Consider the following 13080-nt stretch of genomic DNA (forward strand, 5'->3'; position numbering starts at 1 on the left):
TACTTTGTCGGCGCCGAGCCGCATTCTGGCACCTGTGAATATCTTCTCAAGGTGCCCGAATGAATATCTATCTTTCCATGGCTGCGTTTGCGCTGGCGGCTTCCATCACCCCCGGACCGGTAAACATCGTCGCATTGAGCGCCGGCGCGCAGTTCGGCTTTGGCGCCGCCCAGCGCCACGTCTTGGGCGCGACGCTGGGCTTCACCCTGCTGCTGGTGCTGTTGGGATTGGGGCTGCATCAGCTGTTGACGCACTGGTCGGCGCTGACCCGCATCATCCAATGGAGCGGGGCGGCTTTTCTGCTGTTTATGGCGTATCGGTTGGCGTTTGACGACGGCCGCCTGGGCGAAAGCCAGGCGCAGGCGCCTTCCTGCCGGTACGGCGCCCTGATGCAATGGCTGAACCCCAAAGCCTGGCTGGCGTCGGTGGCCAGCCTCGGTGCTTTCGTCGGCGATGGCGATATTCGGCTGCTGTGGCAGTTCGCCGCCCTCTATTTTGTGATTTGCTACGCTTCGGTAGCCTGCTGGGCCTATGCCGGCGCCATGTTGCGCGGCCTGTTGCAGCAGGCGCGCAACCTGCGGCGCTTCAACCGACTGATGGCGCTGCTGCTGGCGGCCAGCGCCTGTTATCTGCTGGCGGAGATTTTTTGATACTGGCCGGGCGTCGCGGCCAGCAGCTGTTTGAAGGTGCGTTGGAAGTGCGCCTGATCGGCAAAACCGCTTTCGCTGGCGGCGACGGCGATCGGATAGCCGCGTTTCAGCAGCCGGTGACCATATTGAATGCGGCGATTGACCAGATAGGCATGTGGCGTCATGCAGTAACGCTGCCTGAACGCGCGGATCAGGTAGGAGGGCGACAGGGCTGCGGCTTGGCAAATGTCCTCCAGCGTCAGCGGTTGTGCGCAGTGCGCGCCGATGAACGCCGCCGCCGCTTCCAGCCGCGGGTGGGCGACGGTATCGGCCGGGCAGGCGTCGCCCAGCGTGCGCTGCAGCGCGCTGAAATATTCCACCAGCGCGATCTGTTTCTCCAGCCGGCTCCGCTGCGGATCGATCAGCAACGCATAAAGCTGATTCAACCCGACGAACAGCGCCGCATCGCGGCTGAGCGGCTGAGTGAACGGAATAAATTCCTCTCCGCCGCCGGCCAGCTCTTGCTGCAGCGCCCCCAGCCAGGCCAGATCGAGATAAAACATGATGTACGACCAAGGCTGGTCGGCTATCGGGTTGCAGGCGTGCGCCTGCTGCGGGTTGATGATCACCAGATCGCCGGCGCTGACCTGCAGACGCTGTTCGCCGTTGATATAGGTGCTGGTGCCGCCGATAATGGCGCCTATCGAAAAGAACTCGTGGCTGTGCAGGGCGTAGCACACCTTGCGGCCATCGGCGATGGCGCGCGCTTCGACAAACGGCAGCTGCGGGTCACGCCAGAACTGCGGGGTATTTTCCGTCACGCGGTGTCCTTTTCAATGCGGCTGAGTCAGAGTGTTATAGCCTAAAACCGGCCATGGAGGAAAATGCGCATGATGATTTTTAACGTGTTCGGTCGCCTGATGGGGGTAAAACGCGTCGGTGAGGCGTGGCTGCTGTTCAACGTCACCCTGCCGGAGCGCAAATACGCGCGCTGTTACGACATCGTTTTGCCCTGGGCGTTGAACGAGGAGGAGATCGCAGGCTATCTGGCGGATATCTATCACGAAGCGGCGACGCCACAGCGGCCGGAGGTGTTCAGAATCGAGTAGCCCGGTCGGCCGACCGGGCCCTTAATCTTCTTCGTTGCGGGCCATCAGCTGGCGCTGATGTTCTTCGCTGGCGGCCTGGATCTCTTCCAGCACCGAGCCCACGTCGGCGCGTTTATTGCTCTCGACGAACTTGCCGCTGAGCGCGCTTTCCGGCGTCAGGTTGCCTTCCTGATACAGCGCCCAGATTTCCCTGGCATACTTGCTGGTGAGCAGCTCCGGCGCATATTGGCCGTAATACTGCGACATGTTGTTGATATCGCGCTCGAACATGCTTTTGGCGTGGTTGTTGGCGGCGGCGTCCACCACCTGCGGCAGGTCGATAATCACCGGGCCGTTTTTGTCCATCAACACGTTGAATTCCGACAGGTCGCCGTGCACCAGGCCGGCGCACAGCATGCGCACCGCGTAGTTCATCATCAGCGCGTGGTCGGCCCGCGCCTGCTCCGGCGTCAGGGTGACGTCGCTCAGGCGCGGCGCCACCAATCCCTCTTCGTCGGTGATCAGTTCCATCAGCAGCACGCCGTCCAGGCAAATGTCCGGCTGCGGCACCCGCACCCCGGCCTTGGCCAGCAGGTACAGCGCGTCCACTTCGGTGTTTTGCCAGGCTTCTTCCTGCTGCCGGCGACCGAACCTGGAGCCTTTGCTCATGGCGCGCGCGTCGCGGCTGTTGCGCACCTTGCGGCCTTCCTGGTAATGCACGGCCTGCTTGAAGTTGCGTTTGTCTGCTTCTTTATACACTTTGGCGCAGCGGATCTCTTCGCCGCAGCGCACGATAAATACGTCGGCTTCTTTGCCACTTTTTAAACGGCGGATGACGTCGTCGATTAAACCATCATCTACCAATGGCTGGAGTCGTTTTGGAATTTTCATGCAGCCTTGTACCCTATTTAGGCTCCGCTGTGAATGGTTTGCGCTGTTGTTAGCGTAATTTAGACCAGAAAGCTAAAAATTAGTTTTGCCGCCGTCACGTCTGTTCGCCGCGACGGCGAAAGGGTTACAGATTTTCCGCCAATACCCACAGGCTGACGCCGCCGCCGTTCACCGGGAAGCTGGCGGTGCCCCGTTCGTCGGTGGTGATTTCATCCTGACGGTTGCCGAGAAAATCGCGCCAGGCGGTGTGCGCCAGATCGGCGCCGAGCGTCACCGCTTTGGCGCTTTCCGCGCCGTTGGTCAGCACCACCACGCAGCCCGGCGCTTCCGCGGTGCCGCTGCGGCTGAAGGCCACGCAGTGCCGATCGTCGAAGTAGTCGGTTTGCGCGCCGTTGGCGAAGCGCTGGCGCGCCTGGATCAGCTTTTCCAGCGCCGGGATCGCCGGCATGTCAATCTGATACTCCGCGCCGTCGCGGCCTTTATCCTTATAGCTGGCGCCGTACAGGTCGGGGTAAAACACGCAGGGCACGCCCTGTTCGCGCAGCAGGATCAGCGCATAGGCCAGTGGCTTGAACCAGGGCTCCACCGGCGCTTCCAGCGACTGCAGCGGCTGGGTATCGTGGTTGGCCACCAGCGTCACCGCGTGCGCCGGGTCGGCGGCGGTCAGGGTGTCGGTGAATATCTGCGCCATGTCGAAGCCGTCGCCCTGTTTCGACGCCTGGTGGAATTTCAGGTGCAGCGCCACGTCGAACAGCATCACCTTGCCGTCCACCAGCTCGATATATTGCCGCAGTGCCGCCAGATCGTGCGACCAGTATTCGGCGACGATAAACAGATCGCGCTGTGCGCTGTCGCGCACGTGACTCGCCCATTCCTTGAAGAACCAGGCGGGGATATGTTTGGCGGCGTCCAAGCGGAAACCGTCGCACGGCAGGCTCTCCATCAGCCAGCGCGCCCAGTACTTCAGCTCTTCCGCCACCGCGCCGTTGCGAAACTCGACGTCTGCGCCCATCAGGTAGTCGAAGTTGCCTTTCTCATCGCCGACCTGGTCGTTCCAGCCGTCGTCGCCATAGTCGTTGGCGATTTTGAACACCCCTTTGTCGTCCGGCTGCTCAACGTAGTCGACGCCGCTGAAGCATTTATAGTCCCAGATGAATTTGGAATAGGCGCCCTGCCGGCCGGGGAAGGTGAAGCGGGTGTAGGCCAGCGCATCGAAACCCTGGTCGTCGATATCGTTGCGGTTGTTGGCGTCCACTTTATAAACGTGCACCCGCTCTTTTTCGTCCGCGCCCATCTTGTGGTTGAACACCACGTCGTAAATGATCCGCACGCCGTTATCGCGCAGCGCGGCGGCGGCCCGGGCCAGCGCCGCCTTATCGCCGTACTTGGTGGCGCGGCTGCCTTTTTGGTCAAACTCGCCCAGGTCGAACAGATCGTAGGTGTCGTAGCCGACGGAGTAACCGCCGGAAGCGCCCTTGTAAGCGGGCGGCAGCCACAGATCGGTGACGCCCAGCCCGGCCAAATGCGGCGCGCGTTCCGCGGCTTCTTGCCAAAGCTTGCCGCCATCGGGGTAGTACCAGTGGAAGAATTGCAGCAGCGTGGTTTTTTTCGTCATGAGCCAGCATCCCGGTTAGCCAGAAAGAGGTGAGTTTTCTCCGCGTCCGTTTAAAGCATGGGCTAATTTCGGCAAAAGGGAAAAGGCGTTGGGAGGTGGGAGAGACGCGGCGGAAATATGTAACCGTTGTTGTACCGATAGCGGTAAGGTTGTTGGCGTTAACTTTACTTGTTTTTTGTTTTAATTCATTTACTTGGTTTTTATATGTTGGCTTTTTTAGCGTAATGATTGGTTTTCCGTCGAGATTTAAATCCATTAATTATTTAACTACTGGTTTTTAATTTCATTTATTTAAATTTAATTGATATTTAATGCTGAACATTGAAATGTTTTGACATATTCGCTGGCGCGACTGGATATTCATCCGTCGTTGATTATGCGTTATCGTTATGACGAAAATTAGATAACACTATCAACCAATGGCGGCGTGCGGCCGAGGGCGCGCGCCGCCGGAATTACGGGGAATAGCGCAGTGAATATCAGGGATTTCAGAGCATTATCGCGCAATCTGGTCAGAGAGTTCGGCATGCTGAACAAGCAAAGCAACGGCACGCGTTTTTCACCGTTGCAGATCCATCTGATGATCGAAGCCAGTGAGCGGCCGCTGGGGGTCACCGAGCTGGCGGCCCGCCTGTGCATCGACAAGGCCAGCGCCAGCAGGGCGCTGCGCAGCCTGGTGGCGGCCGGCATGATCGACACGCTGGATCACCCCGACGACAAGCGGCATAGCCTGCACCGATTGAGTAAAACCGGGCGCAGGATGCTGGCGGCCATCGACGCCGACGCCGACGCGTTTATGCAGGCGGCGCTGGCGCAGCTGGACGACGACGAGCTGGCGAGCACCACCGCGGCGCTGCGCAAAATGACCGCGGCGTTGCGCAGCGCCCGCCAGCAGCGCGACGCCAGGCTGAAAGTGCGGCCGATCGCGCCCGCTGACGACGCGGCGATGGCCGAGATTATTCGCGACGTATTTCGCGAGTACGGCATGGATAAAATGGAAGGGGTCAGCCTGCATGACCCGGATCTTGAACGCTTGACCGGCCTGTACCGCGAAAACGGCGGCAGGTATTGGGTGCTGGAGCGGGATGGGCAGGTGGCGGGCGGCGTCGGCATCGCGCCGCTGGCCGGCGGCGATCCGGGCTATTGCGAGCTGCAAAAGCTGTTTTTCAAACCCGGCGTGCGCGGGCTGGGCATGGCGCGCTATATGGTGGTGCAGGCGCTGAAGGCGGCGCGGGCGGCCGGCTATCGTTACTGTTATCTGGAAACCACCGAACAGTTGAAAGAGGCGTTGGGTCTGTATCAGGCGCTCGGCTTTTCGTTGCTGACGGAGAGGCGCGGCAATACCGGGCACCATGGCTGCAACGTCTGCATGCTGAAGGATCTGCAAAATAGCGGGACGTAAGCGATTTCAATGACGGTGGCGCAGCGGGCTGATCCGCCGGCTGCTCAGGCGTTTGGGCGGGGCATAAAACAAAAGGCGGCTAACGCCGCCTCTTTGCACTGTCGCCGGTTCAGGCATTAATTGTAGATGATCGCCGTACCGTGCATTTTGTTGTCGCCGGTGGTCGCGATGATCTGGAAGGATTTGGCGCCGGCTTCGTCCGCCTTGGCCGCCAGTTTGTTTTCCAGGCTGCTGAGGTCTGAAGCCCCGCTAACGGTCACGACGCCGGCTTTTTGCAGGTCGGCAGGCTGAGCGTTAACCAGTTCAGCGGCGAAACTACCGAAAGAAACTGAGGCCAGTGCGATAGCGGCGATGGTAATTTTCAGGTTTTTCATGGTCTTATTTCCTATCTCTGTTCTGTATGATGTTTGTTCTGTTTGGTCGTTAAATTAATTAACGATCGATAATTTAATGTTAGACGCCGGTTCGACGCTTTGCAAGTATTTTTTTAATGCTCGTTAATTAATTTGTGCTATTTCGTCGTTCATCTCATGGGCTTTGCCCGGGTACCGTGGCGATGAATGACGCTTAACGCATTGTTATTTATAAATTACTGCGGTGCCATGCAGCTGGTTGTTGCCGCCTGCGCCGATGATGCGGAAGGATTTGGCTCCGGCTTGATCGGCTTTGGCCGCTAGGCCGGCTTCCAGCGAGGTGATATCAGAGGCGCCGCTGACGCTGATCACGCCCACTTTTTGCTGATCCTGCGGTTGGCTGTTGACCAGATCGGCGGCGAAGCTGCCGAAGGATGCGCCGGCAAGGGCGATGGCTGCCAGAGTTATTTTTAAGTTTTTCATGATGTTAATTCCTATCCGATAAGGGTGATATGGCGTTTTGTCTGTCTGTCGTCAATATTTATTAACGATCGATAACTAAATGCTAATCGCTTCTCGACGGCGGCGCAATATTTTTTTATAATGATCGTTAATTTAATTTGTCAGCCCTGCTGCGGGCGGGATAAGAGAGGGTCTATGAGCATCGATGAAGAGGTCTGCGCCAAGAAAAGCCGCGGCAGACCGAAACAGTTTGATCGTGACCGTGCGTTGGAAAGCGCACTCGAACTGTTCTGGCGGCACGGTTATGAGTCCACCTCGTTGGCGGACCTGGTCGAAGTGACCGGCGCCAAGGCGCCCACTCTGTACGCCGAGTTCGGCAACAAGGAAGGGCTGTTCCGCGCGGCGGTCGAGCGCTACCTGCAAAAATACGCCACCTGCACCAACCAGCTGTTGGAACAGGAGTTGCCGGTGGCGGAGATCGTCGAAGCCTACGTGCGCTCTTCCGCCGAGGTATTTACCGATCCGGACACCCCGTCCGGCTGCTTTATGGTGTGCGCCTCCGCTGCGCTGTCATCTTCCTCGGATGACGTCGCCCAAATGCTGCGCCGCAAACATCATGCGCAGGAAGCCAGCCTGAAGGACTGTTTTGACCGCAAGGTGCAGCAGGGGGAACTGTTGGCGAAAACCGATACCGCACTGCTGGCCAAATACATTATCTGCACCATAGAGGGTATGTCGGTGCAGGCGCGCGAAGGGGCGGGGCGAGAGGATTTGCTGCGGCTGCTGGATGCGCTGATGCTGGTGTGGCCGCGTCTCAGCCAGATTGGCAATAAGGTATAAGTATCGGATGGGCCCGGCTTGCGCCGGGCCGTGGGGCGGGGGTTACTGGTTAACCGGGATCACCGCGCCCTGGTATTTCTGGCGGATAAAGTCCTGGATCGGTTTGGAGTGCAGCGCCTTCACCAACGCCACGATCTCCGGCTTGTTCACGTCCGCCCGCTGCACGGTGATGATGTTGGCGTTGTCCGGCAGATCCTTCAGGCTTTTGTATTTTTTCGAGTAGATGCCGATCGGTTCGATATTAGCGTTTTTCCAGCTTCATGTGCAGCAGCGGGAAAGGGTTGCCCTGGCCGTCCAGCGCCGAGCGGCCGGTGACCTCGAAACCGTAATGGCGATAAAAACCGCTGGCCTGCGGATTCTGCTCGTTAACGTCCAGCTGCAGTTCGTCGTGCAGCGTCTCCGCGTGCGCCAATAGCGCCCGGCCCACGCCCTTGCCGCGCTGTTCGGCGTCGATAAACAGCATCTCCACCTTGTTGCCGTCCAGTCCGATAAAGCCGCACGGATGCCCCGGCCGATCTTCGGCTACCCAGACGCTGACCGCCGGCAGGTAGTCGTTAAGCACCAGCGGGTACAGCTGGGCGATATTGTCTTCGGTGAGAAAGTGGTGGGTGGCGCGCACCGACCGCTGCCAGATCTCTGCCAGTTGCGCGTTGTCTTGCGCCGCGCGTGCTCTGATGGTAATCATTGCAATGTCCGTTATTTAATGAATGCATAGCCAATAAATTTAAGCCCGTCCCCGGCGTCTGGCAACGGCGAATTCGCCGCGCCGCCTGTCGCGGGTTCCCGTTCGGCGCCGGCCGGGCGATCGGGACCGCGGGCCGCGTGTTACACTGGCCCCGGGCGGTAAACGAGGTCAGGCAGATGGAAGCGGTGCGCGCGGCGATTGAAAAACAGGTAATAGGCTTGACCGGGCTGGCGCTCGGCGGAGTGGACTTCGAAAATCCGCCGGGCGATCCCGGCCTGTTTGGCCCGCAGTCGGTCATCTGGCAAGTGCACAATGATTTCACCTCGATGCTGTGCGGCGGCGTCAGCGCTTTGCTGCTGCAGATGCTGCACCCGCTGGCGCTGGCCGGGGTGTGGGATCACTCCAATTTTCGCGCAGACATGCTTGGCCGCCTGCGCCGCACCAGTCAGTTCGTCTCCGTCACCACCTTCGGGCCCACCGCCGAAGCCGAAAGGCTGATCGCCAAAGTCAAGGCCATACACCTGCGGGTCAATGGCGTCGGCAGCGACGGCACCCCCTATGCCGCCAGCGATCCCGACCTGCTCACCTGGGTGCACGTGGCGGAAAGCAGCCGCTTTTTGGCGAGCCATCTGCGTTACCGCAACCCGCAACTCTCCCGCGATTCGCAGGACCGGTATTACCGGGAGGCGGCGCGCATCGCCGCCGCGCTGGGCGCGCGCGATATCCCAACCTCCTGCGCGCAGGTGGAGGATTATCTGCAGCGGATGCGGCCGCAGCTGGCGTGCGATGCGCGTACGCGGGAAGTGGCGCGCATTCTGCTGGCCGCCCCGGCGCCCAGTGCGCTGGCGCGGCCTTTCGCCGCGCTGGTGATGCAGGCGGGGATCGATCTGCTGCCGCCCTGGGCGCAGCGGCAGTTTGATTTTCATTCCGGCGCGCTGCGGCGGCGGCTGGTGCGCACCGGCGTCGCCGGGGTCGGCAAAGTGCTGCGCGGGTCGATGCGCAACGGCTCTTATCAGCGCGCCCAGCGGCGAATTAGCCGCGCCTCCTGAGCCGACGCGCACTATAGTTATTAGCAATAACCCAATGTTTCTCTCCGCTTACGGTCGCTTTTGAGACTTTTACGGGTGATTCGGCCAGTAATGCGCTTTACACTTGGGAAAAGCCAAATTCCATTTTAGCGCGCAGCACACTTTTGCCTGCGCCCTGACCCTATTGAGGTGATATGAACGAGTCATACGTACTTGCTGAAGTCAGTAATGAGAACCAGACGCTGGTCGCGGTGGTTCAGCAAGATCATCGGGCAGCTTATTTCTATATCTACCCAACCGAAGAAACCGGCGAACGTTTTCAGGTGCGCGCCTGTTGGCTGCGCAACCTGGCCGCCGCGCCGCTGCAGGAAGATCGCGCCGCGCTGGAACAGGGCCAGCCGCCGATGCTGGCGGCCGAGTTTTGCCGCAACCTGGAGGGGGAAGCGCCGCTCAATCCCGAAGGATTGATGGTGGTGTGGACCGAAAGCGACGACGGCGCCGCGCTGTGGTACTACGGCCAACTGTTGGCGGTGATCCCCGGCTGGAGCCTGTATATCGATCATTCGGTGTGCTATTCCGCCAGCTGCATCAAGGAAAGCCCGCTGGCTTATCCGCTCGGTTCGGCGTCCACCAATACCCAGTACGCGCTGGCGGAAAACACCCGTCAATTCTGGCGCAGCTGGCAGCGGGAAGAAGGCAACCCCTGGCCGAAAATGCAGAGCGACTATCAGGCGCGTTACGAACCGCATTTTGGTCCGTCGGTAAAATACTACGCCATCGATCAGGGCAAATGGCCGCCGATGGCCATCACCCAGCATGAGCGCGACGGCATCTATTATTTCCTCACCATGGGCGTCAGCATTCGGCCGATGCCCTGGGTGGAAATCCTGTTCAACGACGACGCCTCGCGCTATCGCCGCATGGAAATGGGCATCGCCATCGACAGCCAGTATATGACCGAAGACAACGCGGTGCAGATGGCCAGCGCGCTGGCCGGCTTCGCGCATGCGCCCTGGGCCAGGCTGACCTGGTTCGGCGAGGGGCATACGCTGGAGTCCGAAGTGGCGCCGCTGGGCTACGCAGGCTATGTGTTATCGTCGTCGTTTTACCCGTACCACGAGCATCTGACGCTGCCGAAGCAGTATGGCGACCCGGTGAATATCTTTTGGGCCAGCCCGGTGTTCGAAGCCGAACGCCAGCTGGCGCAGGCCACGCCGAACGGCGGGCACGATCTGATCGGCAAGCTGCGCGAACAGGGCGTCGATCATATCTTCCGCCCGCGGCAGCCGGTATGCTGAAGCGGTCTTTTTAAGCGAGGAAACGTCATGAAGTCAGCGCTGTTGGTCATCGATGTGCAAGAGGGATTGTTCACGCCACCGCCGGCGGACGCCGGGGCGGTGGTGGAGCGTATCAATCGGCTGAGCGCCGGCGCCCGCAAGGCCGGCGCGCCGGTGATTTTCATTCAGCACCAAACCGCGCACCAAGAGCTGCCTCACGGCAGCGACGCCTGGCGGCTGCACGCCGGCCTGCAGGTGGAGGAGGGCGATCATCGGGTGGAGAAAACCACGCCGGATTCGTTCCTGCGCACCCGCCTCGGGCCGCTGCTGATCGCCAACGGCGTCTCTCGGCTGGTGATCTGCGGCTACTCCACCGAGTTTTGCGTCGATACCACCACCCGCCGCGCCGCCGGTCTCGGCTACCCGGTCACGCTGGCGGCGGACGCCCACACCAGCCACGACAAGCCGCACGCCAGCGGCCGGCAGATCCGCGAGCACCATAACGCCACGCTGTCGAACATCGAGAGCTTCGGCGTGGCGATCAATGCGCTGCCGACGGCGGACGTCCGCTTCTGACGCCGACGGGCCCGGCTTGCCGGGCCCGTCGCTTTACGCCAGTCCCGCTCTTCGCGCCGCCACCTTGGCCAGCGCCGCCCAGTCCAAATCCGCATCGCCCTGCGCCATCGCGTCGAGGAAGTTATCCTTCAGCACGCCGGCGAACGGCATCGGCGTATGGCTATTGGCGCCGGCTTCCAGCGCCAGCCCGACATCCTTCAACCCCAGCGCCAGTTTAAAACCGGCCGGCGAATATCGCTCTGCGGCGATCAGCGCGCCGTAGCCCTGGTAGGCCGGCGAGGCGAAGGCGGTGCTGGTCAGCATCTGCAGGTAGTCGGCGCTGGAAACCCCGTAGTTGCGCACCAGCGCGCTGCCCTCCGCCATGGCCTCGATGGCGCTGGCCAGCGTGAAATTGGTGGCGATCTTGACGATGTTGGCCTGTTCGGGGCGCTCGCCGAAATGCCAGGTTTGCTGGCCGAGCGCGTCGAACAGCGGCTGCACCTGCGCCAGCAGCCGCGCATCGCCGGCCGCCAGGATGTTCAGCTTGCCGGCGGCGGCCACGTCGACCCGGCCGAGCACCGGCGCGGCGACGTAGCCGACGCCGCGCTCCTGGTGTTGGGCCGCCAGCCGCCTGGCCAGCTCGACGGAGACCGTCGCCATATTGATGTGGGTGGTCCCCGGCCTGAGCCGCTGCAGCAGCCCGCTGTCCACCACCACCTGCTGGGTGGCGGCGTCGTTGGCCAGCATGGTGATCAGCACCTCCACCTCGGCCAGCTCTTCGGGCCGCTGCGCCTGCAGTGCGCCGGCGGCGACCAGCGGTTGCGCCGCCTGCGGCGAACGGTTCCACACCTTCAGCGCAAAGCCCGCCCGCAACAGGTTGGCCGCCATGGCGCTGCCCATCCCTCCCAATCCGGCAAATCCGATCTTCATCACGCGTTCCTTTTTCAGGTTGAGTCCCTTCACCCTAGCGCGCCGGGCCAGGAACGCCAGCGCCGGAATGTAACGCTTTCTTAACCGACTCGGGCGCCGCCGTTGACATCATTATCGATTGGGGTATACCTTAGTCGCATGAATACGCCCCTGCTTTCCCTCCATAGCCAGTCATGGTGGCGCCTCTACTGAGGCGGCACGGGTATTCACATCTATTTTCAATGCCGCCGGTTCGGGCGGCATTTTTTATTGCGTTGATCCGGCGGTGTATTTACCTTCAGGAGCAAGGCAATGAGTTACACCATTCTTACCGGCGATCGCGCCACCGGCCCTCTGCATTTAGGTCACTACGTCGGCTCGCTGCGCCAGCGGGTTGAGCTGCAGCATCAGCATCGGCAAACGGTGATGGTGGCGGATCTGCAGGGGTTGACCGACAACGGCAGCAACCCGCAAAAAATCAGCGCCAACGTGCTGAACGTGGTGGCGGATTATCTGGCGGTGGGCATCGACCCGCTGAAAACCACGATCTGCCTGCAGTCGGCGCTGCCGGCGCTGACCGAACTGACCCTGTACTACCTCAATCTGGTCAGCGTGGCGCGGCTGGAGCGCAATCCGACGGTAAAAAGCGAAATCGTCGAAAAAGACTTCGCCCGCAGCCTGCCGGCCGGTTTTCTGATCTATCCGGTCAGCCAGGCGGCGGACATCACCGCGTTTGGCTCCACCCACGTGCCGGTCGGCGCAGATCAACTGCCGATGCTCGAACAAACCAATGAAATCGTGCGGCGTTTCAACCACGTCACCGGCCAGGCGGTGCTGACGGAGTGCCGTCCGCTGCTGAGCAAGGTCGACCGCCTGCCGGGGCTGGACGGCCGGGGCAAGATGTCGAAATCGCGCGGCAACGCCATTGCGCTGGGCGCCGGCGCCGACGAGGTGCACCGGGCGGTGATGAGCATGTACACCGATCCCGGCCATGTGCGCGTCAGCGATCCCGGCAAGGTGGAGGGCAATATGGTGTTCACCTACCTGGACGCTTTCTGCGAGGACGCGGCGCTGGTGGCGGAGCTGAAGGCGCACTATCGCCGCGGCGGGTTGGGCGACGTGAAGATCAAACGCCTGCTGGAAGACTGCCTGCAAAGCCTGCTCGAACCGATCCGCACCCGCCGGGCGGATTTCATCGCCGACAAGGGCGAGCTGCTGCGGGTGCTGCAGGAGGGCACCCGGCGCGCGCATCAGGTCAGCCAGCGGACGCTGGCGCAGGTTAAAGCGGCGCTGGGGCTGGATTTCTTTGCGCTGGATTGAACGCCGCTCCCGCCAAGCGGGGAGCG

The 13080-nt window shown here is 61.2% G+C and carries 15 protein-coding genes and 1 pseudogene; 8 read left to right on the forward strand and 8 right to left on the reverse strand.

Annotated elements, in window-relative coordinates; genetic code table 11:
* Positions 1–59 precede the first annotated feature (59 nt).
* Positions 60–650: a LysE family translocator gene (locus tag D7I37_RS14610; RefSeq protein WP_061797714.1), complete on the forward strand. Its 591-nt coding sequence runs from the start codon at positions 60–62 to the stop codon at positions 648–650.
* On the opposite strand, the gene D7I37_RS14615 is transcribed toward D7I37_RS14610, so the two are convergent.
* Positions 626–1450, reverse strand: coding sequence for an AraC family transcriptional regulator (locus D7I37_RS14615; RefSeq protein ID WP_061797713.1), 825 nt, complete (start codon positions 1448–1450; stop codon positions 626–628). The two genes, D7I37_RS14610 and D7I37_RS14615, sit on opposite strands and share 25 nt — an antisense overlap.
* 69 nt (positions 1451–1519) lie before the next feature.
* On the opposite strand from D7I37_RS14615, the gene D7I37_RS14620 reads away from it, so the two are divergent.
* On the forward strand, positions 1520–1738 hold the full coding sequence (locus tag D7I37_RS14620) for a hypothetical protein (RefSeq protein ID WP_095100048.1): 219 nt from the start codon (positions 1520–1522) through the stop codon (positions 1736–1738).
* A 21-nt stretch (positions 1739–1759) separates the two neighbouring features.
* Here the strand turns inward: D7I37_RS14620 and D7I37_RS14625 are convergent, their stop codons facing one another.
* Positions 1760–2608, reverse strand: a complete 849-nt coding sequence (locus tag D7I37_RS14625) for a PA4780 family RIO1-like protein kinase (RefSeq protein WP_095096368.1) — start codon at positions 2606–2608, stop codon at positions 1760–1762.
* A 124-nt stretch (positions 2609–2732) separates the two neighbouring features.
* Positions 2733–4223, reverse strand: a complete 1491-nt coding sequence (gene amyA / locus D7I37_RS14630) for an alpha-amylase (protein WP_129543915.1) — start codon at positions 4221–4223, stop codon at positions 2733–2735.
* A 472-nt stretch (positions 4224–4695) separates the two neighbouring features.
* On the opposite strand from amyA, the gene D7I37_RS14635 reads away from it, so the two are divergent.
* Positions 4696–5625, forward strand: coding sequence for a helix-turn-helix domain-containing GNAT family N-acetyltransferase (locus D7I37_RS14635; protein ID WP_129543916.1), 930 nt, complete (start codon positions 4696–4698; stop codon positions 5623–5625).
* A 116-nt stretch (positions 5626–5741) separates the two neighbouring features.
* On the opposite strand, the gene D7I37_RS14640 is transcribed toward D7I37_RS14635, so the two are convergent.
* Together D7I37_RS14640 and D7I37_RS14645 are read right to left on the reverse strand one after the other, a co-directional pair.
* A complete protein-coding gene (locus D7I37_RS14640; protein WP_095096377.1) occupies positions 5742–5999 on the reverse strand; it encodes a YdgH/BhsA/McbA-like domain containing protein in 258 nt (85 codons plus the stop codon).
* A 204-nt stretch (positions 6000–6203) separates the two neighbouring features.
* Positions 6204–6461 carry a YdgH/BhsA/McbA-like domain containing protein gene (locus D7I37_RS14645; protein WP_095096380.1) on the reverse strand — a complete coding sequence of 86 codons (258 nt, stop codon included), beginning with the start codon at positions 6459–6461 and terminating at the stop codon, positions 6204–6206.
* A 174-nt stretch (positions 6462–6635) separates the two neighbouring features.
* On the opposite strand from D7I37_RS14645, the gene D7I37_RS14650 reads away from it, so the two are divergent.
* A complete protein-coding gene (locus D7I37_RS14650) occupies positions 6636–7280 on the forward strand; it encodes a TetR/AcrR family transcriptional regulator (protein ID WP_095096382.1) in 645 nt (214 codons plus the stop codon).
* 42 nt (positions 7281–7322) lie between these two features.
* Here D7I37_RS14650 and D7I37_RS14655 read toward each other — a convergent pair.
* Both D7I37_RS14655 and D7I37_RS14660 read right to left on the reverse strand, forming a co-directional pair.
* A pseudogene (locus D7I37_RS14655) lies at positions 7323–7460 on the reverse strand (MetQ/NlpA family ABC transporter substrate-binding protein); the annotation flags it as partial.
* Positions 7461–7521: 61 nt separating this feature from the next.
* Positions 7522–7965, reverse strand: coding sequence for an acetyltransferase (locus D7I37_RS14660; RefSeq protein WP_095096385.1), 444 nt, complete (start codon positions 7963–7965; stop codon positions 7522–7524).
* Positions 7966–8141: 176 nt separating this feature from the next.
* Here D7I37_RS14660 and D7I37_RS14665 point away from each other — a divergent pair, with 176 nt between their 5' ends.
* From D7I37_RS14665 to D7I37_RS14675, 3 genes are all read left to right on the forward strand, one after another.
* Positions 8142–9014 (forward strand): oxygenase MpaB family protein, encoded by an 873-nt coding sequence (locus tag D7I37_RS14665; RefSeq protein ID WP_129544774.1) that lies wholly within the window; start codon positions 8142–8144, stop codon positions 9012–9014.
* 173 nt (positions 9015–9187) lie between these two features.
* Positions 9188–10291 carry a suppressor of fused domain protein gene (locus D7I37_RS14670; protein WP_061797704.1) on the forward strand — a complete coding sequence of 368 codons (1104 nt, stop codon included), beginning with the start codon at positions 9188–9190 and terminating at the stop codon, positions 10289–10291.
* A 27-nt stretch (positions 10292–10318) separates the two neighbouring features.
* Positions 10319–10846: a cysteine hydrolase family protein gene (locus D7I37_RS14675; RefSeq protein ID WP_095096388.1), complete on the forward strand. Its 528-nt coding sequence runs from the start codon at positions 10319–10321 to the stop codon at positions 10844–10846.
* A 33-nt stretch (positions 10847–10879) separates the two neighbouring features.
* Here D7I37_RS14675 and D7I37_RS14680 read toward each other — a convergent pair whose 3' ends face one another.
* On the reverse strand, positions 10880–11755 hold the full coding sequence (locus D7I37_RS14680) for an NAD(P)-dependent oxidoreductase (protein ID WP_061797701.1): 876 nt from the start codon (positions 11753–11755) through the stop codon (positions 10880–10882).
* Positions 11756–12046: 291 nt separating this feature from the next.
* Here D7I37_RS14680 and trpS point away from each other — a divergent pair, with 291 nt between their 5' ends.
* Positions 12047–13054, forward strand: a complete 1008-nt coding sequence (gene trpS / locus D7I37_RS14685; protein ID WP_129543917.1) for a tryptophan--tRNA ligase — start codon at positions 12047–12049, stop codon at positions 13052–13054.
* The last annotated feature ends 26 nt before the right edge of the window (positions 13055–13080 follow it).

Source organism: Serratia sp. 1D1416 (genome assembly GCF_003641105.1).
GTDB classification, from domain to species: Bacteria; Pseudomonadota; Gammaproteobacteria; order Enterobacterales; family Enterobacteriaceae; genus Serratia; species Serratia ficaria.